This window comes from Streptomyces sp. R41, assembly GCF_041053055.1.
Lineage (GTDB): Bacteria > Actinomycetota > Actinomycetes > Streptomycetales > Streptomycetaceae > Streptomyces.
Genome location: NZ_CP163443.1, coordinates 3,924,727 through 3,944,510, shown reverse-complemented (window position 1 = coordinate 3,944,510; position 19,784 = coordinate 3,924,727). Strand labels below are relative to the sequence as shown.

Here is a 19,784-nt window from a genome sequence, read left to right as displayed (position 1 = left end):
ACGCCCGAGTAAGTTGACCTGCGAGTAAGAACCCTGCGACCGGGAGCCACCATGGGCGTACGCAAGGATCTGAAACGGGCCAGGCAGCGCACCGACCTGGCCGGTCGCAGCAAGGTGGAGCTGATCAGGGACGCGGCCGGAGTGGTGCGTGAGGCGCGCACCGCCCGGCTGGCACCGAGCCCCACCGCCGGCAGCACCGCCGACCTGCCCTTCACCAACGCGGCCGAGGCGCCCGACACGGTCGTCCTGCGCCGCAGGGAGCACGGCGCCTGGCACCCGGTGACCGCAGCGGCCTTCGCCCGCGAAGTCACCGCTGCCGCAAAGGGGTTGATCGCGGCGGGGCTCGAACCGGGGGCCCGGGTCGCGGTGATGTCCCGTACGCGCTACGAGTGGACGGTCCTCGACTTCGCGATCTGGGCGGCCGGCGGCCAGTCCGTCCCCATCTACGCGACCTCGTCCGCCGAGCAGGTGGAGTGGATCGTACGGGACTCGGGCGCGCGCTTCGTGATCGTCGAGACCGCCGAGAACGCCGACACCGTGGCGACCGGCACGGCCCGGCATCCCGAATCCCCGCGCGTGTGGCAACTGGACGCGGACGCGATCGGTGAACTCGCCGCTCTGGGGCGGGACATCCCGGACGAGGAGGTCGCCAAGCGCCGCGCCGCCCTCACCCCCGACACGATCGCGACGGTCTGCTACACCTCCGGAACCACGGGCAAACCCAAGGGCTGCGTCCTCACGCACGCCAACCTCCACGCCGAGGCCGCCAACACGGTCGAGCTGCTGCACCCCATCTTCAAGGAGGTCACCGGCCAGACCGCGTCGACCCTTCTCTTCCTCCCGCTCGCCCACATCCTGGGCCGCTGCCTCCAGATCGCCTGTCTGATGGCCCGCATCGAGATCGGCCACTGCCCGAGCATCAAGCCCGACGAACTCCGCCCGGCGCTCAAGGAGTTCCGCCCGACCTTCCTGGTCGGCGTCCCGTACCTCTTCGAGAAGATCCACGACACCGGGCGCGCCACCGCCGAGAAGATCGGCAGGGGCGCCTCCTTCGACCGCGCCGACCGCATCGGCGTCCGCTTCGCAGAGGCGTACCTGAACAAATTCCTCGGCGTGGGCAAGGGTCCGGGACCCGGCCTGTACGCCGCCTGGGCGCTGTACGACCTGCTGGTCTACCGCCGTATCCGCAAGGAACTCGGCGGCCGGGCGCACTACGCCATCAGCGGCGGCTCCCCGCTCGACCGCAACCTCAACCTCTTCTTCTACGCGGCCGGAATCATCGTCTACGAGGGCTACGGCCTGACCGAGACCACCGCCGCCGCCACCATCGTCCCGCCGCTGAAGCCGCGTCCAGGCACGGTCGGCCTCCCGGTCCCCGGCACCGCGGTCCGCATCGCCGACGACGGGGAGGTCCTCATCAAGGGCGGGGTGGTCTTCGGGGCGTACTGGAACAACCCGGCGGCCACCGACGCGGTCCTTACCGACGGCTGGTTCGCCACAGGCGACCTCGGCTCCCTCGACGGCGACGGCTACCTCACCATCACCGGCCGCAAGAAGGACATCCTCGTCACCTCCGGCGGCAAGAACGTCTCCCCGGCCGTCCTGGAGGACCGCCTGCGCAGCCGCCCGCCCATCGGCCAGTGCCTCGTCGTCGGCGACAACCGCCCCTTCGTCGCCGCCCTGATCACCCTCGACCCCGAGGCGGTCGCCCACTGGCTGTCGGTCCGCAAACTGCCCCCGGACACGCCGATGTCGAAGGTGGTCCGCGACCCGCGGATGCGCGCCGACGTGCAGAGGGCCGTGGACTACGCCAACGAGGCCGTCTCACGTGCCGAGTCGATCCGCGCCTTCGCGCTGGTCGAGGGCGAGTTCAGCGAGGAGAACGGGCTGCTCACCCCGTCCCTGAAGGTCAAGCGGCATGCGGTGATGACCGCGTACAGGGAGCAGATCGAGGCGTTGTACGGCGAGTGAGCCCTTCGGGCGCAGGCGGGCGTTCGGGTGATTTACCGGGCATTTGACGCGTACCGGTTTCTTCGGGCCTCCATATCTCGTTCACAGTCTGCAGGTCGTGGCAAGTGTGAACGTGCGGCATCACGGTCCCTGCGACGACCCTGCGGAACCGGCTCGACGAGATCGCGTCAACGACCGACGCCGGCTTCCCATTCCCGCCTGAGAGGAAGACAACGAGAGTGCGACAGACCCTGAGCAAGGGATTGGTCGTGGCCGCCGCCGCGACAAGCGCCCTGTCTCTGTACGGCACATGGGCATCCGCGGCCCCCCTCATGCTTGGGACCGCGGCCGAGTCACCCGCTGTGCTGTCGGGCAACACGGTTCAGCGGGACGCCCCGGGTGAGCCGGTTGCCTCGGAGACCGCATACGGACATGGCAGGTCCGCCTACGGACATGTCAGGTCCCCGTACGGCCATGGCAGGTTCAGGTACGGCCATGGCGGGTCCGGAGACGGAGATGGCACGTCCGGGTACGAAGACGACAAGTCCGCGTACGGAGACGACACGTCAGATTACGGAGACGACACTTCCGCATACGGTTCCGACGAGCCGAGTGGCAAGCCCTCCTGCGAGTGCTCCCACCACGAAGTCACGCCCACGCCCACACCCAGCAAGACGAAGACGCCACCGCCTCCCAAGAAGAGCACCCCGGCGCCCACGCCTACCGTGAAGACACCGCCCGTGACGTGGACCCCTCCGCCCGCGCCTCCGAAGATGGCCGAAACCGGCGCCGAGAGCGTCCTCGCGGCCACGGCCGTCAGCGGGGCGCTGCTGGCCGCCGGGACCGTCCTGTACCGGCGAGGCCGGGCCACGTCCCGTCGGTAGTGCACCGGGTGCCGGACGCCTCGCGCCCGGCACCCGCCACTCCGGGCAAGGTGCGCACTGCGTTTCGCGCGGAGTGATGGTCTGTGGATGTGGCGCCAAGAGATATGAGGTAAATGAACTATAAGTAGTGGTACATAGGTGGAGATATCGAACAGGGGCGCCCTCGCTCACCCGCTGGACGTCACGGCCGCCCCGGTCCATCTCCGTCCCGGCACCAGGGAGAGCCATGCAACGGTTCAGAACCGCGGCATCACGACGGGCGGCCACCGCCCCGTCGCGCCGGCCGGGCCTACGTACGGACCCGAAGACCCGGTGGTGCGGACGCGTCGCGGTCTGCGCCGATGTCGTCGCGACGGCGCTGCCGGTGGCGGCCACCCTCTGCGCACTGGAGGAAGCCCACGTCGTGGACCAGACGGCGGTCGTGACCATCACCTGGCTGCTCGTGGGGTGGTCCGGCAAGCGTTACGCCCACTGGGCCTTGGGCGAGGGCCGTCCGATCGGGCCGGTGTTCCGGGACTGGCTGGTGCTGCTCGGCATTCTGGCGGTGGTGCGCACCATGTGCGGTCTCGGCAATGTGCCCACGGCGGCCGTCGGTGCGCTCCTGCCCGCGCTCGTCGTTGCCGTCGTCGCCCGCCGGCTGATCCTCCGTCACCTGCGGTCCGCGTGCCGGGACGCCCGCGGTCTGCGCCATGTCCTCGTCGTCGGGGAGGCCGAGACGGTGGAGAGTGTCATCGGGCAACTCGCCCAGCGCACCGACCACGAATACGTGGTCGTCGGGGCCTGCGCGGTGGGAGAGGGCGAGGTGCCGTCCGGCGTACCGGTCTGTCTCAGGCTCGCGGCCGACGAGCCCGACGGCCCCGCAGATGACTCCGCCGTGGCGGAGGCGGCCGAGGAACTCGGCGCCGACCTGGTCTTCGTGGCCCCGGGCCGGCACCTGTCCGGGGACCGGCTGCGTCGGCTGTCCTGGGCGCTGCACGACCGGGGGTGTCCGCTCATGGTGCTGCCCGGCATCATCGAGGTGGCCCGTCGCCGGGTCCGGCTCACTTCGGTGGCCGGACTCACCCTGCTGCACATCGCACCGCCCACTCGCGACGGTGCGCAGACGTTCGTGAAGGCCGCCATGGACCGGTTGGGCACACTCCTTCTCATCGGCGCGCTCGGTCCGTTGTTCGCCGTCCTCGCCCTTGCCGTCCGCCTGGGCTCACCCGGTCCGGTCTTCTACCGCCAGACGCGGGTGGGAAGGAACGGCGTGCAGTTCCCCATGTGGAAGTTCCGGACGATGGTGGTGGACGCGGACCGGCTGCAGAGCGATCTGGAGGCGGCAAACGAGAACGACGGGCACATGTTCAAGATGCGCCGGGATCCGCGCGTCACCTCCGTGGGCCGCTTCCTGCGCCGCTACTCCCTCGACGAACTCCCGCAGTTGGTCAATGTCCTGCTCGGTCACATGTCGCTGGTCGGTCCGCGCCCGCCGCTCCCGGAGGAGGTGGCACGCTACGACGAGGTGGAGATGCGCCGACTGGACGTCAAGCCGGGCCTCACCGGGTTGTGGCAGGTCAGCGGACGGTCCGACCTGTCCTGGCACGAGACCGTCTCGCTGGACCTGCGGTACGTGGACAACTGGTCGTGGTCGTGGGACGTGAGTGTCATGGCCCGCACGGTCCGCGCCGTGCTGGACGGCCGCGGGGCGTACTGAGCCTCAGACGCGGGCCGCTGGCCCGGGCAGGGTCTCCGGCTCCGCAGAGCTCAGCCATGAGGCGTAGGTGGCCGCGATGCCGTCGCGCAGGCCGATCCGCGGCCGCCAGCCGAGAGCGGTCATGCGGGAGACGTCCAGCAGTTTGCGCGGTGTGCCGTCGGGCTTGGTCGGGTCGAAACCGATCCGCCCCTCGAAACCGACGACCTCCCGGACGATCTCGGCCAGTTCACGGATCGTCAGGTCCTCGCCGCGGCCGACGTTGACCGGCTCGTCGCCGTCGTACCGGCGCAGCAACGTCACACACGCGTCGGCGAGATCGTCGACGTGCAGGAACTCGCGGCGCGGGGTGCCGCTTCCCCACAGCACGACCTCGTCGAGCCGGTCCCGCTTCGCTTCGTGGAAGCGGCGGACGAGGGCCGGCAGGACGTGCGAGGACTCCAGGTCGAAGTTGTCGCCGGGCCCGTAGAGATTCGTCGGCATCGCGGAGATGTACGAGGCACCGTACTGCTGCCGGTAGGACTGGACCTGGACGATGCCCGCGATCTTGGCCAGCGCATACGGCTGGTTGGTCGCCTCCAAGGGGCCGGAGAGCAGGGCCTCTTCCCGGATCGGCTGCGGTGCGAGCCGGGGGTAGATGCATGACGACCCCAGAAACAGCAGGCGGCGTACGCCGACGGCATGGGCCGCGGAGATCACGTTCAGCTGGATGCGCAGGTTGTCCTCGATGAACTGCACCGGGTACGTGCTGTTGGCCATGATGCCGCCCACCTTGGCTGCGCCCAGGACGACCGCGTCCGGTCGGGCGTCGCGCAGATAGGCCGCCGTGGCGGTCGGGTCGCGCAGATCGAGTTCGGACCGGGTCCGGGCGAGGACCTCATGTCCGTCGGCCCTCAGGCGGCGAGTGACCGCGGAGCCGACGAGTCCCCGGTGGCCGGCGACGTACACCCGGGCGGGCGTGGCAAGCAGTTCTTCCATATGGCCGATTCTGCCAGCAACACGCCTTTATGTGCGTAATCGTTCTCTTTATTCCTGGAAACTAACAAAAGGTATATATGAGCGACGTCAGGAAGGGCAGCCACCGCCATGGAGCGTTCCCTGCGGGGGTTTTCCGGAGCCGGCTACGACAAGGGGCGCCCGCTGATCGTCCAGGCGGTCTGGTTCGCCGTTCTCCATCTTGTCTTCGTCAAATGGTGGTTCCCTGCCCGCTGGCGGCCGGCCCTGCTGCGGGCCTTCGGCGCCCGGATCGGACGGCGGGTGCTGATCCGTCAGCGAGTCCGGGTGCACTGGCCCTGGCGCCTCGAGGTCGGCGACGACGCGTGGATCGGTGAGGGCGCCTGGCTGTTGAACCTGGAGCAGATCACGATCGGAAACGATGTGTGCGTCTCCCAGGGCGCGCTGTTGTGCACGGGGAGCCACCAACGCCGCAGCCCTACCTTCGAGTTCGACAACGGGCCCATCCGGCTGGAGCCCGGAGCCTGGGTCGCGGCGCGGGCCGTCGTGCTGCGCGGCGTCACCGTCGGCCGGGGCGCGGTGGTGGGCGCCTCGGCCGTCGCCCACCACGACGTCGACCCCGGCGCGGTCCTCACGGCGGGAGTCGCGGCATGAGGGTCGTCCACGTGGTGACGCTCGTCAGTGACGACGGAGCGTACGGCGGCCCGGCGAGCGTGGCCACCGGACAGCTGGAGGAATGCGCGGCACGGGGCCACGACGTCTCGTTGGTGTCCCTGTGGCGGGGCGGATCGCGGGCACCGGGACGCATCGGTTCGGTGCCGTTCCAGACACGTCCGGCTCGCCGTCTGCTTCCGGGGCGTTTCACCGGGCTCATGCACCCGCTGCTCGTCGCGGACCTCTGGCGCGCCACCGGCAGGGCCGACATTGTGCACATCCACGCCGGGCGCGACCTCGTCTCCCTCACCGCGCTCGCCGTGGCCGCGCTGCGGCGCAAGAGATTTCTGACCCAGACACACGGCATGGTCGAGCCCCGGCGGACGGCCGTCGTTCGGCTCTTCGACCGTGCGTACGTACCTCTGTTGCGCCGGGCACGCGGTTGCCTGGTGCTCACCGAGCGGGAGCGCAGGGCCGTGGCCGAGGTCGTCGGACCGGGCGGTCCGCCGCTGCTCGTCCTGCCCAACGGGGTGCGCCCGCAGCGCCGTGGCGCTGCGAGTGGCCAGCTCCGGCGTGATCCGGAGGTGCTCTTCCTTGCCCGTCTCCACCCGCGCAAGCGACCCGAGGCGTTCGTCGAGATGGCCGCTCTGGTGCACCTGAGGGTCCCGGAAGCACGGTTCACCCTGTACGGGGCGGACGAGGGTTCGCTGCCCGCGGTACGGCGGCTCATCGCCGCCCGGGGACTGGAGGACGTCGTCACCTACGGCGGGGCGCTGGAGTACACCGAGGCGGTGCGCACCTACGCGAGGGCGGCCGTGTACGTGCTGCCGAGCGTCGACGAGCCCTTTCCCATGACCGTGATCGAAGCCCTCTCCGCCGGCACCCCCGTGGTGTGCACCGACACCTGCGGCATGGCGGACGAACTCGCGCGCCGCGGGGCGGCGATGGTCACCGATGGCAGTCCGCGGGCCCTGGCCGACGCCGTGTGCGAGGTGCTTGCCGACGAGGACAAGCGCCGTGCCCTGGCGAACGAGGGGCACCGCGCGGTCGAAGAGGCCTTTTCCATCCACGCTGTCGCGGACCGGCTCGAAGGGTTCTATCGGCACCTCTGACGCGCCGGCCGTCGGAGGATCTGTTCCAAGCTAAGGAGAGCGGTGACTGTGAAAACAGCCCTCATCACCGGTATCACGGGCCAGGACGGTTCGTACCTGGCGGAGTTGCTGCTGGAGAAGGGCTACCGGGTGCACGGCGTCGTGCGTCGCGCTTCCACCTTCAACACCCAGCGCATCGAGCACCTCTACCGTGATCCGCACGACCCCGGAACGCGTCTGTTCCTGCACTACGGCGACCTCACCGACGGGACCCGGATCGCGGGGCTGCTGGAACAGGTGCAGCCGGACGAGGTCTACCACCTGGCAGCCCAGTCGCATGTGCGGGTGTCGTTCGACGAACCCGAGTTCACCGGGGACACCACGGGACTCGGCACCACGCGGCTGCTGGAGGCCATCAGGAGAACGGGACTTCCCTGCCGCTTCTATCAAGCGTCCAGCTCGGAGATGTTCGGCGCGGAACCGCCGCCCCAGCACGAGCACACCCCTTTCCACCCGCGCTCGCCGTACGGGGCGGCGAAGGTGTACGCGTACTGGGTCACCCGTAACTACCGTGAGGCATACGGGCTCTACGCCGTCAACGGCATCCTGTTCAACCACGAGTCCCCCCGCCGCGGCCCCACGTTCGTGACCCGGAAGGTGGCCATGGCCGCTGCCCGGATCAAGGCCGGCCTGCAGGACGTCGTCCACCTCGGCAACCTCGACGCCCGCCGGGACTGGGGCTACGCCGCCGAGTACGTGGAGGCGATGTGGCTGATGCTGCAGCAGGACGAGCCGGACGACTACGTGGTCGCCACGGGCACCACCTACAGCGTGCGTGACTTCGTCGAACAGTGCTTCGCCCACGTGGGCCTGGACTGGCGCGACCACGTGCGCTTCGACGAGCGCTATCTGCGCCCGACCGAGGTCGACGACCTCGTCGGTGACGCCGCCAAGGCCGAGCAGGTCCTGGGCTGGCGCGCGCGTGTGCGGACCCCGGAACTGGCCCGTCTCATGGTCGACGCGGAACTCGGCGCCCTCGGGCACGTCATCAGGCCCGGAGGAGAGGCCGCCCCGGTCGATGTCCCTGCCCCCGGCCGTGCGATGACCGCTAGCCGTGCAGCGCCTCGGACAGCATCGCGCTGATACGCCCCAGCCCTGCCTGCGGGCTCAGCCGTTCCCGGACGTAGGCAGGGCCACGCGCGCCGAGCGCGGCTGAGCGGGCGGGATCCCGGCTCAGCGCTCTGATGGCGCCGTACAGCGCCTCGGGGTCTTCCGGGCTCACCACGATGCCCGCTCCGGAGCGCCGCACCTCCTCGGCCGTGCCTCCGGCCGTGGCCACCGAGGCCACGACCGGGCGGCCGCTCGTGAAGTAGGACGTCAGCTTGGAAGGCAGGCTCATGTCCAGCACGGACGACCGCTGGGTGACCGCGAGGACGTCCGCGGCGGCCAGCACGTCGGAGAACTCCGCGTCGGTGGCGGGCGGCAGCAGGTCGACGTTCGGCAGCTCCTCGGCAAGGCGCGCCAGGTGTGCCCGTCGGTTGCCGTCTCCCATGAGCACGACCCGGATGCGTGGGGTGTCGCGGCCCGAGAGCCGCGCGGTGTCGAGCAGCACCTCCAGCCCCTGCTTGAGCCCCATGTTCCCGGAGTGCAGCACGACGCGCTCCTCCTCCCGCCAGCCGAGTCGTGCCCGCACCGCCCGGCGGTCGCCGGACGGGGGCGTCGCATGTGTCCAGTTGGGCACGACCCGCACGCGTGATCCCGGCACGCCCGCCGCGGTGACGTGGTCCACGAACGACTCGTGCACCACACCGACCAGGGTGGCCGAGTTCAGGATCCTCGCCTCCACGCCGGCCGCGAGGGATGCCACGCGGCCGCCGCCTCTGATCCCGCTCTGCGCGGCCGCGGCCCCCATGAGGTCCTGCACCACGACTACGTGCGGCACTCCGTGGTGCCGGGCGGACCGGCCGCCGATGACGCCTCCGGCGAGGGCCGGCATCTGACTCAGTACGAGGTCCGGCCGTCCGGCCGGCGGTCGCAGCGAGCCGTGCGCGAGGAAGCTGACCTCGTAGGCCGCCCTGCGCAGCGCGGTCTGCCGAGAGGGAACGTAACCGCGGCGGCGATGGACGCGGACACCGCCCCGGTCTTCCACCATGCGCCAGCGTCCCCGGTAGTCGTCGTGAACGCGCCAGCCCGGATAGTGCGGCATACCCGCGAGGACATCGACGTCGGCACCGCACATCCTCAGATGCTCCGCGATCCTGGTCGAGTACGGCGCGATTCCCGTGTGTTCGGGCGCGTAGTTGATCGACACCAGGAGGACGCGGCGACCCGCAAGGAGTTCGGACATTTGCACATAATAATCCGTATATTCTTTGAATCCTCCTGCGAAACACCCTCCTCATTCCGCCGAATCAAGCATCGATATCGGCTATAACCGCTCGCCATGCTTGCCACCGCCGGATATCGCTCTGGGCCAGGGCGCAGTACGCGCCGGGGAAAAAGAGCCCGGTGCGGGCCGGCCGGCCATTCATCAGATTTCCCCGACGGGTGGGCCCTTGCCTCGTGCGCGTCACCCCCTGCTGCCGTTCGGAGTCAAGAGGGACAGGAACCATACGTCTTGTGCGCGCCCGAGCAGGCTTACCAGACAGTGAGGCTGTATATCCGTCAGTGAGGCTTGCCGAAACACTCGTTCACCAGAGGGGTCCGGATGCGGGACAGTCGCGTCCGCAGTGTCGCTGCGGTCTGTATCTGGGCCGTGGTGCTGATCGTCCTGCTGCCAGGACTGGTCCTCCAGCCGCATGGCGGGCGTATGCCCATGGCCCTTCTGCTGCAGGGTGTCGTCGTGGCACACACCGGTGGTGCCCTCACCCGAGTGCTCACCGCACCCAAGGTCCGGCTCGTCGGTCTCGGCTTCTGGATGTTCTCCTACATCTGGTTCGGCCTGGCACCCCTGGCGATGCTTACCTCCGACACCTACCCCTGGACCTACCGTGCCAGCGAGGCAACCGCCTTTGCGGCCGTGGCGGTCATCGAGCTCGGGCTGCTTGCCTACAGCGCCGGAACCGCCTTCGCCGCCCGACGCGAACACACACGTGCCGCCACCCGGCCGGGCGTGGTGGAACGGCTGCTCGCCCGCCGCCTTGCGCCCTGGCGTGTGTTGGTGCTGTGCGGGCTCGCGCTGGCACTCGCGGTGCTGCTGATTCCCGGCCAGCCAGGCGGAGTCGGCGCGTATTTCACCAGCCGTGAGGCCGTTCACGAAACCGGCGCCCTGGACGATTCGACGGATGCCTTCCTGCAGCCGCTGCGCAGCTGGTCGGTGTCCGTGCCTGCCTTCTGGGCGCTGCTGGGCCTGTTGCGCCTGCCGCCTCTGCCTGACGGTGACCGCCTGCTGCGCGGCATCCGCTGGCTGCTGCTGCCCCTGCTCGCCGCACTGAACATCGTCGTCAACAACCCCATCAGCAAGCCGAGGTTCTGGGCCGGCACGGTGCTGCTGACGCTGCTGTTCACCGTGCCCCGGCTGTGCCGGCCCCGTGCCTTCCGCGCCCTCGCGGGCGCCATTCTTGCCACGGTGCTTGTTGTCTTTCCCTACAGCGATTACTTCCGCTATGACGCCCGGGGGGCAGTCTCCGTCGTCTCGCTGGCTCAGCAGTTCACCACCAAGGGCGACTACGACGCCTTCCAGCAGGTGCAGACCGGCCTCGACTACGCGCGGGACGAGGGGTTCTCCCCCCAGTCCGCGCTGGGCCCACCACTGTTCATGGTGCCGCGCTCGATGTGGCCGGACAAACCCGAGGACACCGGCATCGCACTGGCACAGTATGCGGGCTACGACTTCCTCAATCTCTCGGCGCCCCTGTGGATCGAGAGTTACCTGTGGGCCGGCCCAGCCGCCGTGGCCCTCGTGTTCTGTCTGCTGGGCGCAGCAGGACGCCGCGTGGACCAGGTGCGGGAGCGCCTACGCGACCGGACAGGCACCTTGGCGGTTCTCCTGGTACCGGCCTTCGCCTTCTACCAGTTGATCTTTCTGCGTGGCAGCCTGCTCGGCGTCACGGGCCCGATGCTCCTGACGATGACCGTGCCGCTGCTCATCACCACCCCAACCAGCCCGGCATCCCGACTCGCTTTTTGGGCAAAACCGTCTGCTCCGACCGTTCCCAACAACTGAACGGGAGTGAATGGTCTTGCCAGAACCCATGCTCAGCCACGTGCCCCGAACGGCCTTGGCCAGACTGGTCCCTCGCCATCTCGCCGTATCCAGTGCCCAGGCATCCGGTGCGTGGTCCAGTCATACGGGGTCGGGTTTCCTCACGCCCCAGGGCGCGCCTTCCGATCGCCACGGCGGCAGCCCCCTGACACGTGCCTGGGCCCGGGTTGCGGCGACCCGGTCGGTGCTCTCCCGGCCGCGGTGGCGGAAGGTGCTGCGGGCCGCGAGCACGTACCGGCCAGGGGGGGCGTTCGCCAAGTGCACCGGCGAAGCCGGCAGTTCGATGCTCACCTCGTCGTCCGGGGCGAGGATCGTCTCGTTCCCCAACCGCTTGCCCGACTCCGCGTCGGCCTGGAGGAATCGGCGCTCGGCCTCCCGGCGGAGGCGACGAACGCCCTCCGTGAGCTGCGCCTTCTCCACGTTCTGCCGGGTGTTCAGCAGCCGTTTGCCGCCACGGGGCACCCACGCGTACGGCCTTCCACTGATCGCGAACTCTCGTTCCCTCGAAGCCGCACGTGCCGTAGCCATGGCGCTCACCCGTCCACTCCCCAACGCGCCCAAGCACCGTCAATTGGGCAGCACTTCCCACCCCGCCACGCATCACTTCCTGGAACAGGAGGGCACCCGTGACCGGTCCCATCCCCTTCGATGACCGGTTCGACGAACCGGACCAGCTCCGCGAGCAACTGCGTCTGCTCCTTCGCTACCGCGTCGTGATGGCACTGGGAGCCGTCCTGGGACTGCTCGGCGGGCTGGCCTTGGCGTTGTACGGCGCCGACACCTACAGCTCCACCAGTGAAGTTCTTGTCCGCGCCAGCGCCGACCCCTTCGGCACGGTCATCGTGCCCGCCGACAATCAGGTCAGCATGAGCACCGAGCAGCAGATCGCCGCCAGCGCGGCCGTCGCCCTCCGTGCGGCGCACACCCTGGGACAGCCCGACAGTCGGGCCGCCGCGCTGCAGGACCGTCTGCGGGTCACCAATCCGACAAAGTCCCAGGTGCTCCGATTCGAGTTCGCCTCCGACGCACCTCAGCACGCAGCGCGCGGCGCCAACGCCTTCGCCGAGGCTTATCTCGCCGACCGCAAGAGCCGTAACGACGCAGCAGTGCAGCGGGCCGTCGGCGGCATGAAACAGCAGATTGCCGCGCTCACCCGACAGAAGAAGAAGGATTCGGAAAACGGCACCGCCACCTCCGCCGTAAAGAGCGAGATCGGCAGCCTGCAAAAACGCGTGTCCGAGATCAGCTCTCGCGATACCAACGGCGGCGACATCGTCCGCAGGGGCGCGGCGCCCACCCTGCCTTCGGGCCCCGGGTGGCGGACCCTGCTCGCCCTCGGTCTGGCCTGCGGTGCTGTGCTGGGCATTTTGCTGGCCTGGCTGTGCTCGGCCCTCGACGGCCGGGTACGGTCGGCCCGCGAGGTCCAGGCCGCCCTGCGCGCGCCCGTGCTGGGCGTCCTGCCCCACGACGGCCCCGCGGGCGACTCCCTGCTGACGGTCGGCCGCACGGACGGCGCCCGTACAGAGGCTTATCGGTCCCTGGCCTACCGCCTGGAGCAGACCGGGTTTTCGGAGAGTGGCGACCGCCTCCTCGTGGTGGCGCCGCGGCGCTGGGAGGCCGCCGGGGCGGTCGCCGCGAATCTGGCCGCGGCCTTCGCGGAGTTGGGAAAGAAGGTGGTGCTTGTCGACGCCGATCCCGACACGCCCAGCCTTGCGGCACGCCTGCCGCTGGTGCCGGCGGGAGCCCGCACCGGGAAGGCGACGTCCCTGCCGGGCGGGGGCGTCCTTGTCGACGCCGGCCCTGCGGGGTGGTTCGCCGCCTGTTCCAGTGGCAGGAGCGGCCGTCCCATTCAGGCTGAAGTATCCCAGGCGATGGGCCAGATGGCGTCCGGCACCGGCTCGCCCACCGCGGTCGTCGCCGCCCATCCCTTGCTGGAGCACGCCGACGTGCTGATGGCCGCCCGGCACTTCGGCGGCGTTCTGGTGGTGACCGGACTCCACACCCGGCGGGAGGACCTCAGGCAGGTGAGCGAGCTCATCAGCTGCTCCGGCGGACGCCTGCTGGGGGCCGTGGTCGACGCCGGGCGCGCGCGAGGACGTGTGAGCTCTGCTGTGCTCCGCCGCGTGAAGCCCCGTTCCCAGGCCGAGAGCGTCATGCCGGCCACGGAGCCTGCGGGGCGACACGACACGCTCACGGTCTCCAGGGGATGACGGCGCCCGGGGCGGCCGCCACCGCCACTGCCGGGGCCACCGCCCGCAGCGGAGTCGCCGCCGCCGCACGGGGCGGGTTGTGGGGGGCGGTGGGTTCCGCCACGAACGCCGTGCTCGCCTTCCTCCTGGTCGGTCTGATCACCCGAGCGGTCGGAGCCAGTGGGGCCGGAGCGATCTTCACGGGCGTTGCTTTGTTCACCATTGGCAGCAATGTCTGCAAGCTCGGCGCCGACACCGGGCTCGTCCGCTTCATCCCTGGGGATCTTGCCGTCAACGGCGGCCGCTCGGTGGGGTCGCTGCTGCGCACGGCGGTGCTGCCGGCGGCGGCGGCAGCTACCGCGGCTGCCACGGCCCTGCTGCTGTGCCCCGCGGTGGCCACTACGCTCCTGCCCCACGTGCCGCACGCCGACGGGGTCGCCCTGATCCGGCTCTTCGGCCTGGTCCTGCCCGCTGCCACCGTCAGCCTGGTCCTGCTCGGCGCCACCCAGGGATACGGCAACGTGGTGCCGTTCGTCTGCGTGGAGCAGATCGGCAAGCCCGTGCTGCGGGTGCTGATCGCCGTGCCTGTGGCGTACTGGGCTCCTGGGATGCTGTCCCTGGCCGCGGCGTGGCTGCTGCCTGCGCTGGCCGGCCTCGCGGCCGCATGGCTGGGCCTGCACCGCTGCCGCGTCCGCCGCACCACGGCAGTCCCCGCGGGCAGAGAGTCCGTTTCCTGGCGGGTCTTCTGGGCCTTCGCCGCACCCCGCGCAGTCTCCTCCATCTTCGACATCAGCGCAGTCTGGGTCGGGGTGATCCTGCTGTCGGCGCTGGCCACTGACGCCGAGGCGGGTATCTACACCGCCATCGGCCGCATCGTCACCGCACTCACCCTTCTCCAACTCGCCGTCCGCCTGGCCGTCGCACCCCAGCTCAGCCGCCTCCTCGCTGTCAACGAGGTCGCCGAAGCTCACCACTTGCACCGCATCTCGACCTGCTGGGTCGTCCTCTTCTCCTGGCCGTTGTTCGTTCTCGTCGCCGGTTTTCCCCGCACCGTCCTTGCCGTCTTCGGGCCGGAGTTCACCAAGGGGGCGCCCGCCCTGGTCATGCTGTGTGCTGCCTCCATGGTCAATATTGCGGTCGGCAACGCGCAGACCGTGCTTCTCATGGCCGGCAAGAGCTCCTGGCACCTGGCCTGTACCGCCGCGGCGTTCGCGGTGCAGCTCACCGTCGGCGTGCTCGCCGTGCCGAAGTGGGGCATCCTCGGCGCAGCCGTTTCCTGGGCTGCGGCAATCATCGTGGAAAACCTCTCGGCTGCCCTGCTCATCCGGCTGAGCCTCGGCTTCACGACCGTGGCCGCCGGATACACAAGTGCTCTCGGCATCGGCCTGGCCGTCTCGGTGGTGCTGGCGGCCGTGCGCACCCTGTCGGGTGATACCCCGTCAGGACTCGCCCTCGGCCTGGTCTTCGGGATGTCCGTATTCGGGACTTTCCTGTGGCGATATCGCACGCCTCTGGGAGTGAGCGAGTTGGTCCAAGTGCTGCGCCGTCGCACTGTATGAGCCCGTCACGTCTCACGGCCCGGGCTCACACCCGCGCCGTTGCCCTCAGCCTGCCCGCCCCACTTCCTTCGAGGTGGCCCCTGCCTTGCAGCCGCTCTCAGCGCAGCTCGCGGAACCACTTCACCAAGAAGGCGGCCAGGAACAGGACATGAGCCATCAGCAGGGTGCAGTACACGGCAAGGAAGATGTCCTGGCTGCCCAGAAATAGAAAGCTGATGCAGGTTGTGCCGTAATCGACCGGCAGGAGCAGCAGGGACGCCAGCGCCGGCGAAATGCCGCTGCCTGTTTCCGCAGCGGTCCGCTGCTTGAGTTTCTCCGTGAGGATGCCGGCGAAGAAGATCACCACTGCCGCGAGCTGGAAAACCATGGGGGCCAGCAGAAAGACCGGACTGGGAAGGACGAAAAATCGGTAAAACGTCACCAGCACCACCAGGTGCAACGTGACGATCTTGAAGCAGTCCAGGACATGGTCGAGCCACTCACCCGACGGACTCGCGGAGCACTGACTGCGCGCGAGCTGACCGTCTGCCGCGTCCAGGGCGAAGCCCAGGGCAAGGGCCACGCAGACGCAGACCGACATCACCGGCCCGGGTCGCAGCAGGGCCACAGCCGCCAAGGCCGGAAAGGTGAACAAGGCGCCGAGCAGCGTCAGCTGATTGGGGGTCGCACCGATCCGCGAGGCCAGCGCGGCCATGACGCGGCCGGCCGGGCGATTGACGAACCGACTATAGACCGACACCCCCTTCGCCGGCTTCTGCGCCGTCGACAGTTGCCTCAGCGTCTCCACAAACTCGGTCATATCCATCCTTACTTACATAACTACTTTAGAATGGAGGGTAACTATGACAGAACTGGGTGGCGAGATGGCCTTCAACCGTCGGTGGATTCTGCGCGGCGGAACATCGTTGCTGGTCGCGCCGCCCTGCCGCCAACAGCGCGTCCCCCGGGCCGGCCATCCGCGATCAACGTAGCGCTCATCGACCGGCGCGCGGGGTTGCGGCCCGGCCGGTCACGTCGGATCGCTTGGCTGATCGGAGACGCTCCTGCATGCAGGACAGTGCCCGGCCAAACAGATCCAGCGCACGACGGGCTCATTTCCCCGGGTTTCTCCCAGGGCGCCATTCGTGGGACATCTCCTCTCGGCGCCAGCGAGCCCATGACGCGGCCAAGGGACTTGCGTCCACCGTGGGCGAAAATGCCAGTACGAGCGAGGGAGGAAAGAACGATGCCGGTATTCGCCGTGCTCGCCCACACTGAGCCCGAGCTGCTGCCTCGGCTGGTCGAGCGACTGGCGCCGTACCCGGTTGTCGTCCACGTGGACGCCCGGTCACCAGGTGACGACTTCGCGGGGTTGCCGCGGACCACGTACATCCGAGAGCGGGTTGCCGTTCGGTGGGGAGGTTTCTCGGTCGTCCGGGCAACGCTTGCTCTGTACCGCACCGCACTGCGGTTCACGCAACCGTCCGATCACATCGTTCTGTTGTCCGGGCAGTGCTACCCCGCGCGGCCGGTGGAGGAATTCGCCGCGCATCTTGCTTCGGCTCCGTTTCGGCAGCACTGCCGAGCGGCCACTGTGCTCGACGACACGGCTGCTGCGGGCCGAGTCCTCAAGCGGTGGTACTTCGACGCCGTTCCGACCGGACCGGGGCTGACCCACCTCCCCCGCGCCCTGTTGCGGAGAGGGATCTCGGAGATGGCCCCTCGGCGCACGCCTTCTGTGTTCGGAGACATCGAGCCGATGGCGGGAAGCCAGTGGACGGCTTTGACCGCCGACTGCGTCGCGGACCTTCTCGGCAAGGCCGAGGACCGCCGCTGGGAGAACCTGTTCCGTACGACGCTTGCGCCCGACGAGATGTTCTTCCATACGCTTCTCTGGAACACCGGCTGGCGCAACGAGGTGGAGGACCCGGTACCCCGGCCGAGGGCCGGGCGTGTCACCGCCGACTTCACCAACTTCCACTACGTGGACCGACTGCTCAAGGGCACCCGGACCCTTGCCGAACTACCCGCGATCGAAGGCTCCCGAATGTTCTTCGTCCGCAAGGTCGGGTCGCTGCAGTCGGCAGGGTTGCTCGACGCCCTCGACACGCGTTCGTGACGTGCCGGAGACGGGGTCTTTGAAGGGACTGCAAACATCCGGCGTAGCCGCAGGCAGAAGAGGGGCGGAGGTAACGCCCAGCGCCGGCCAGCTGTCGACAGCAGTCCGAGTACGTCTGCGAACTCATCCAGTTCGCCCTACTTGGGGGTCTCTGTAGGGACAGAAATGGGTATTGGATGAATTATGGCGGACTTTGATGATGAATCAGCTGGCTTCAGCCGTAGACACCTTCTGCGCCGCGGGGCCTCGACGCTGGCCGGCACAGCCCTGTTCGCGGGCCCTGACCGGCCCGGTACCGCTCGCAACCCCTTCCCGTTGCGGTCCGTGGTGAACGTCGTCACTGATTTCGGGGCGACGGGCGACGGGCGGACCGACGACGGGGGAGCGTTCGAGATGGCGTACCGGTACGCGGTCTCCCGGACCGACCGAGGTGTCGGCCGTACGGTGATCGACATCCCGCCGGGCAATTTCCTCGTGAAATCCCCGAATGCGCTGATGAACGGCACCGCTCCCGAACGTCCGGTGAACGGTCTGCGCTTCCGCGGCGCCGGCAAGGGCATCACCACGATCGTCTTTCAGCCGGAGGCCGGCCCCGGCTCCTATCTGTGCCGCAACGAGGATGTGTGGGCCAACGTCTCTTTCGAGAACGTGCAGTTCCGGTCGGCCACTCCGGGAGCGTCCTTCTTCTACTCGTACTCGACCGGACAGGCGCAGGACTACCGCTTCCAGGAATGCGAGTGGATGGGTGAGTGGGAGTACGGACTGGCCCTGGACGGCACCGACACCAACTCCGAGATGCGCTGGGAGGCGTGCCATGTCGGTGGCTCCTACCGCCGGGCGTTTCTCTACTCCGGCCTCTCGCAGCGAAGCCGGGAGCCGAAGAGCCAGGACCAGTTTCTCAACTACTGGTTCAACGACATGAAGGTCGAATACGAGTGGGGCAACTTCCTGGAATTCGCCTATGGCGGGTCGATCACCTGCCAAGGCGGCTCGTACATCATCACGGGCAGACGCCCGACGGACAGCGCGGAGTACGGCAGGACCAGCACGTTCTTCCGCTTCCCCCTCGGACAGCATCACGATTCCGTGCAGCGTTTCCACGCGCAGGACATCCGTTTCGAGGTGCGCGACCCGGACGTGATGGTCATCGACTGCGCGTGGAAGGGAGGAACCGTCCGTTTTGACGACTGCGACGACACCGCCCTCGCCTTCAAGGACTTCTCCTCCGAGGTGCGCCCCCACCGCTACGCCATTGGTCCGCGCGGACCGCTCATCCGCTACGAGTCCTGCCAGTTGGTCGGCTGTCACGAGTACCGGCCGTCCGGGCCGATTGAGAACATCCCCAAGGCAGTGCGTTACGACATGTGCCTCCTGCGCAGCCACAAGGAGAGCGACTTCTTGGTGGAGCAGGACCCGGACCGGACGCGTTTCGTCACCTTCGTCGACTGTATTGACGATTCGGCCGCATCCACTTCCCCCGCACCGACACCGGCCACCCCGGCGACACCGACGCCGGCGACTACCCCGACAACGCTGGATCCGTGACCCGGCACCAGGGCCGGCACAGTGGCCCGAAGACACCCGTCAGGCGAAGGAGCCGACAGTGCGAGGCTCAGACCCCAACCGCGGCCCGCGGCGGGAATCCCAGCCGCAGCAAGCCCGCGGTCGTTGACGTTCGGCCCGCCGAGCGCACAAGTGGCGCCGACTCCCGCGTGTGGGGGCCCGGGATGTCCCGGGCCCCCACATCTGTGTGCGGCGGGCGGTTCGTGAACGTGCCCACGCCTGCCGTCGGCACTGTCGTGCGGCGCCGTCAGGCGATGCTGTCGCCGCTGGGTCAGACGTACTTGGTGGGCTTGACGCAGAAATCGATGCGGCTGAGGTCCGCGTACAGGCCCGTCTTCGGGTTGACCGGTGCGTGGAGCGGTCCGTCGGCCGCAATGCCGTCGGGGTGGCCCGTCGTACTGTCGTACGTGTAGACGTTGACGGCGCCGGTCACGCCCGTGGCGGTGACCTTGACAGCGGCGCGGTGATCAGTCGCGGGAATGCTGAAGCTGAATACCTCTCCCTGGGCGGTGTTGCTGACGGTGAGCTGGAAGGTTCCGTCGCCGGGGATCGTGACGGGTCCGGTCACAGGATTGTCCACCCTGATCGCGGTCGCGCCCGCGGGGCAGGTCGGGGGAGGCGGGGGAGGCGTCTGGCACGGCTTGCAGGACGTGTGGGTTGTCTGGCACGGCTTGCAGGACGTGTTGTTCGTCTGGCACGACGACTTGCACGCCTGCGTCGCTCGGGGGACCGCCTGTGCCAACGCGGGGCTGGCGGCCATGCCGAATGCCACGGCCGTGGTCAGGCCGGCGCCGACGAGCCGTGCTCCCCATCTCAACTGTCGCGACTGCGTCTTTGCTCGGGCAGCAACTCGCATAACGAGCACTCCTCCTCGGTTGCTTGGGTACCAGACCTCGGGTACCTGATCTCGCCCGTGCGGACTCCCACGCCAATTCCTTTGGCAGT

15 protein-coding genes and 1 pseudogene are annotated in these 19,784 nt (G+C 68.9%); 11 read left to right on the top strand and 5 right to left on the bottom strand.

Annotated features, from left to right (window positions below; genetic code table 11):
* Positions 1-51 precede the first annotated feature (51 nt).
* The 3 genes from AB5J53_RS18195 (at position 52) to AB5J53_RS18185 (ending at position 4,530) form a co-directional block, all read left to right on the top strand.
* Positions 52-1,971, top strand: a complete 1,920-nt coding sequence (locus AB5J53_RS18195; RefSeq protein WP_369246712.1) for a long-chain fatty acid--CoA ligase — start codon at positions 52-54, stop codon at positions 1,969-1,971.
* A gap of 752 nt (positions 1,972-2,723) precedes the next feature.
* Entirely contained in the window at positions 2,724-2,834 is a 111-nt protein-coding gene (locus AB5J53_RS18190) for an LPXTG cell wall anchor domain-containing protein (protein WP_369246711.1), read from the top strand.
* Positions 2,835-3,060: 226 nt separating this feature from the next.
* Positions 3,061-4,530, top strand: a complete 1,470-nt coding sequence (locus AB5J53_RS18185) for a sugar transferase (protein WP_369246710.1) — start codon at positions 3,061-3,063, stop codon at positions 4,528-4,530.
* A 3-nt stretch (positions 4,531-4,533) separates the two neighbouring features.
* Here AB5J53_RS18185 and AB5J53_RS18180 read toward each other — a convergent pair whose 3' ends face one another.
* A complete protein-coding gene (locus AB5J53_RS18180; RefSeq protein WP_369246709.1) occupies positions 4,534-5,505 on the bottom strand; it encodes a GDP-L-fucose synthase family protein in 972 nt (323 codons plus the stop codon).
* A 108-nt stretch (positions 5,506-5,613) separates the two neighbouring features.
* On the opposite strand from AB5J53_RS18180, the gene AB5J53_RS18175 reads away from it, so the two are divergent.
* From AB5J53_RS18175 to gmd, 3 genes are read left to right on the top strand one after another with little or no spacing between them, the layout of a single operon-like run.
* Positions 5,614-6,135: a putative colanic acid biosynthesis acetyltransferase gene (locus AB5J53_RS18175; protein ID WP_369246708.1), complete on the top strand. Its 522-nt coding sequence runs from the start codon at positions 5,614-5,616 to the stop codon at positions 6,133-6,135.
* On the top strand, positions 6,132-7,247 hold the full coding sequence (locus AB5J53_RS18170; RefSeq protein ID WP_369246707.1) for a glycosyltransferase: 1,116 nt from the start codon (positions 6,132-6,134) through the stop codon (positions 7,245-7,247). The genes AB5J53_RS18175 and AB5J53_RS18170 overlap by 4 nt, the downstream gene beginning before the upstream one ends.
* Positions 7,248-7,289: 42 nt before the next feature.
* On the top strand, positions 7,290-8,369 hold the full coding sequence (gene gmd, locus AB5J53_RS18165; RefSeq protein WP_369246706.1) for a GDP-mannose 4,6-dehydratase: 1,080 nt from the start codon (positions 7,290-7,292) through the stop codon (positions 8,367-8,369).
* Here the strand turns inward: gmd and AB5J53_RS18160 are convergent.
* Positions 8,335-9,573: a glycosyltransferase gene (locus tag AB5J53_RS18160; protein ID WP_369246705.1), complete on the bottom strand. Its 1,239-nt coding sequence runs from the start codon at positions 9,571-9,573 to the stop codon at positions 8,335-8,337. The genes gmd and AB5J53_RS18160 overlap by 35 nt on opposite strands.
* Before the next feature lie 408 nt (positions 9,574-9,981).
* Between AB5J53_RS18160 and AB5J53_RS18155 the strand changes: the two genes are divergently transcribed.
* Positions 9,982-11,391: a hypothetical protein gene (locus AB5J53_RS18155; RefSeq protein WP_369246704.1), complete on the top strand. Its 1,410-nt coding sequence runs from the start codon at positions 9,982-9,984 to the stop codon at positions 11,389-11,391.
* Positions 11,392-11,583: 192 nt separating this feature from the next.
* Here AB5J53_RS18155 and AB5J53_RS18150 read toward each other — a convergent pair.
* A pseudogene (locus AB5J53_RS18150) lies at positions 11,584-11,892 on the bottom strand (IS200/IS605 family accessory protein TnpB-related protein); the annotation flags it as partial.
* A 164-nt stretch (positions 11,893-12,056) separates the two neighbouring features.
* Here AB5J53_RS18150 and AB5J53_RS18145 point away from each other — a divergent pair.
* Entirely contained in the window at positions 12,057-13,640 is a 1,584-nt protein-coding gene (locus AB5J53_RS18145; RefSeq protein ID WP_369246703.1) for a hypothetical protein, read from the top strand.
* On the top strand, positions 13,637-15,178 hold the full coding sequence (locus AB5J53_RS18140) for a lipopolysaccharide biosynthesis protein (protein WP_369246702.1): 1,542 nt from the start codon (positions 13,637-13,639) through the stop codon (positions 15,176-15,178). Before AB5J53_RS18145 ends, AB5J53_RS18140 begins: the two co-directional genes overlap by 4 nt.
* A 97-nt stretch (positions 15,179-15,275) precedes the next feature.
* Here the strand turns inward: AB5J53_RS18140 and AB5J53_RS18135 are convergent, their stop codons facing one another.
* Positions 15,276-15,977, bottom strand: a complete 702-nt coding sequence (locus AB5J53_RS18135) for a CDP-alcohol phosphatidyltransferase family protein (RefSeq protein WP_369246701.1) — start codon at positions 15,975-15,977, stop codon at positions 15,276-15,278.
* Between the two features lie 426 nt (positions 15,978-16,403).
* On the opposite strand from AB5J53_RS18135, the gene AB5J53_RS18130 reads away from it, so the two are divergent.
* On the top strand, positions 16,404-17,276 hold the full coding sequence (locus tag AB5J53_RS18130; protein WP_369246700.1) for a beta-1,6-N-acetylglucosaminyltransferase: 873 nt from the start codon (positions 16,404-16,406) through the stop codon (positions 17,274-17,276).
* Between the two features lie 324 nt (positions 17,277-17,600).
* On the top strand, positions 17,601-18,821 hold the full coding sequence (locus tag AB5J53_RS18125) for a glycosyl hydrolase family 28-related protein (RefSeq protein WP_369246699.1): 1,221 nt from the start codon (positions 17,601-17,603) through the stop codon (positions 18,819-18,821).
* A 289-nt stretch (positions 18,822-19,110) separates the two neighbouring features.
* On the opposite strand, the gene AB5J53_RS18120 is transcribed toward AB5J53_RS18125, so the two are convergent.
* Positions 19,111-19,407 (bottom strand): hypothetical protein, encoded by a 297-nt coding sequence (locus AB5J53_RS18120; protein ID WP_369246698.1) that lies wholly within the window; start codon positions 19,405-19,407, stop codon positions 19,111-19,113.
* Positions 19,408-19,784 lie beyond the last annotated feature (377 nt).

What these genes read in the sequence shown, in the direction of transcription:
- AB5J53_RS18135 (WP_369246701.1), bottom strand. Translation starts at nt 15,977, where the DNA reads ATGACCGAGTTTGTGGAGACGCTGAGGCAACTGTCGACGGCGCAGAAG.
- AB5J53_RS18130 (WP_369246700.1), top strand. Translation starts at nt 16,404, where the DNA reads ATGCCGGTATTCGCCGTGCTCGCCCACACTGAGCCCGAGCTGCTGCCT.
- AB5J53_RS18190 (WP_369246711.1), top strand. Translation starts at nt 2,724, where the DNA reads ATGGCCGAAACCGGCGCCGAGAGCGTCCTCGCGGCCACGGCCGTCAGC.
- AB5J53_RS18185 (WP_369246710.1), top strand. Translation starts at nt 3,061, where the DNA reads ATGCAACGGTTCAGAACCGCGGCATCACGACGGGCGGCCACCGCCCCG.
- AB5J53_RS18160 (WP_369246705.1), bottom strand. Translation starts at nt 9,573, where the DNA reads ATGTCCGAACTCCTTGCGGGTCGCCGCGTCCTCCTGGTGTCGATCAAC.
- AB5J53_RS18180 (WP_369246709.1), bottom strand. Translation starts at nt 5,505, where the DNA reads ATGGAAGAACTGCTTGCCACGCCCGCCCGGGTGTACGTCGCCGGCCAC.
- AB5J53_RS18170 (WP_369246707.1), top strand. Translation starts at nt 6,132, where the DNA reads ATGAGGGTCGTCCACGTGGTGACGCTCGTCAGTGACGACGGAGCGTAC.
- AB5J53_RS18140 (WP_369246702.1), top strand. Translation starts at nt 13,637, where the DNA reads ATGACGGCGCCCGGGGCGGCCGCCACCGCCACTGCCGGGGCCACCGCC.
- AB5J53_RS18175 (WP_369246708.1), top strand. Translation starts at nt 5,614, where the DNA reads ATGGAGCGTTCCCTGCGGGGGTTTTCCGGAGCCGGCTACGACAAGGGG.
- AB5J53_RS18195 (WP_369246712.1), top strand. Translation starts at nt 52, where the DNA reads ATGGGCGTACGCAAGGATCTGAAACGGGCCAGGCAGCGCACCGACCTG.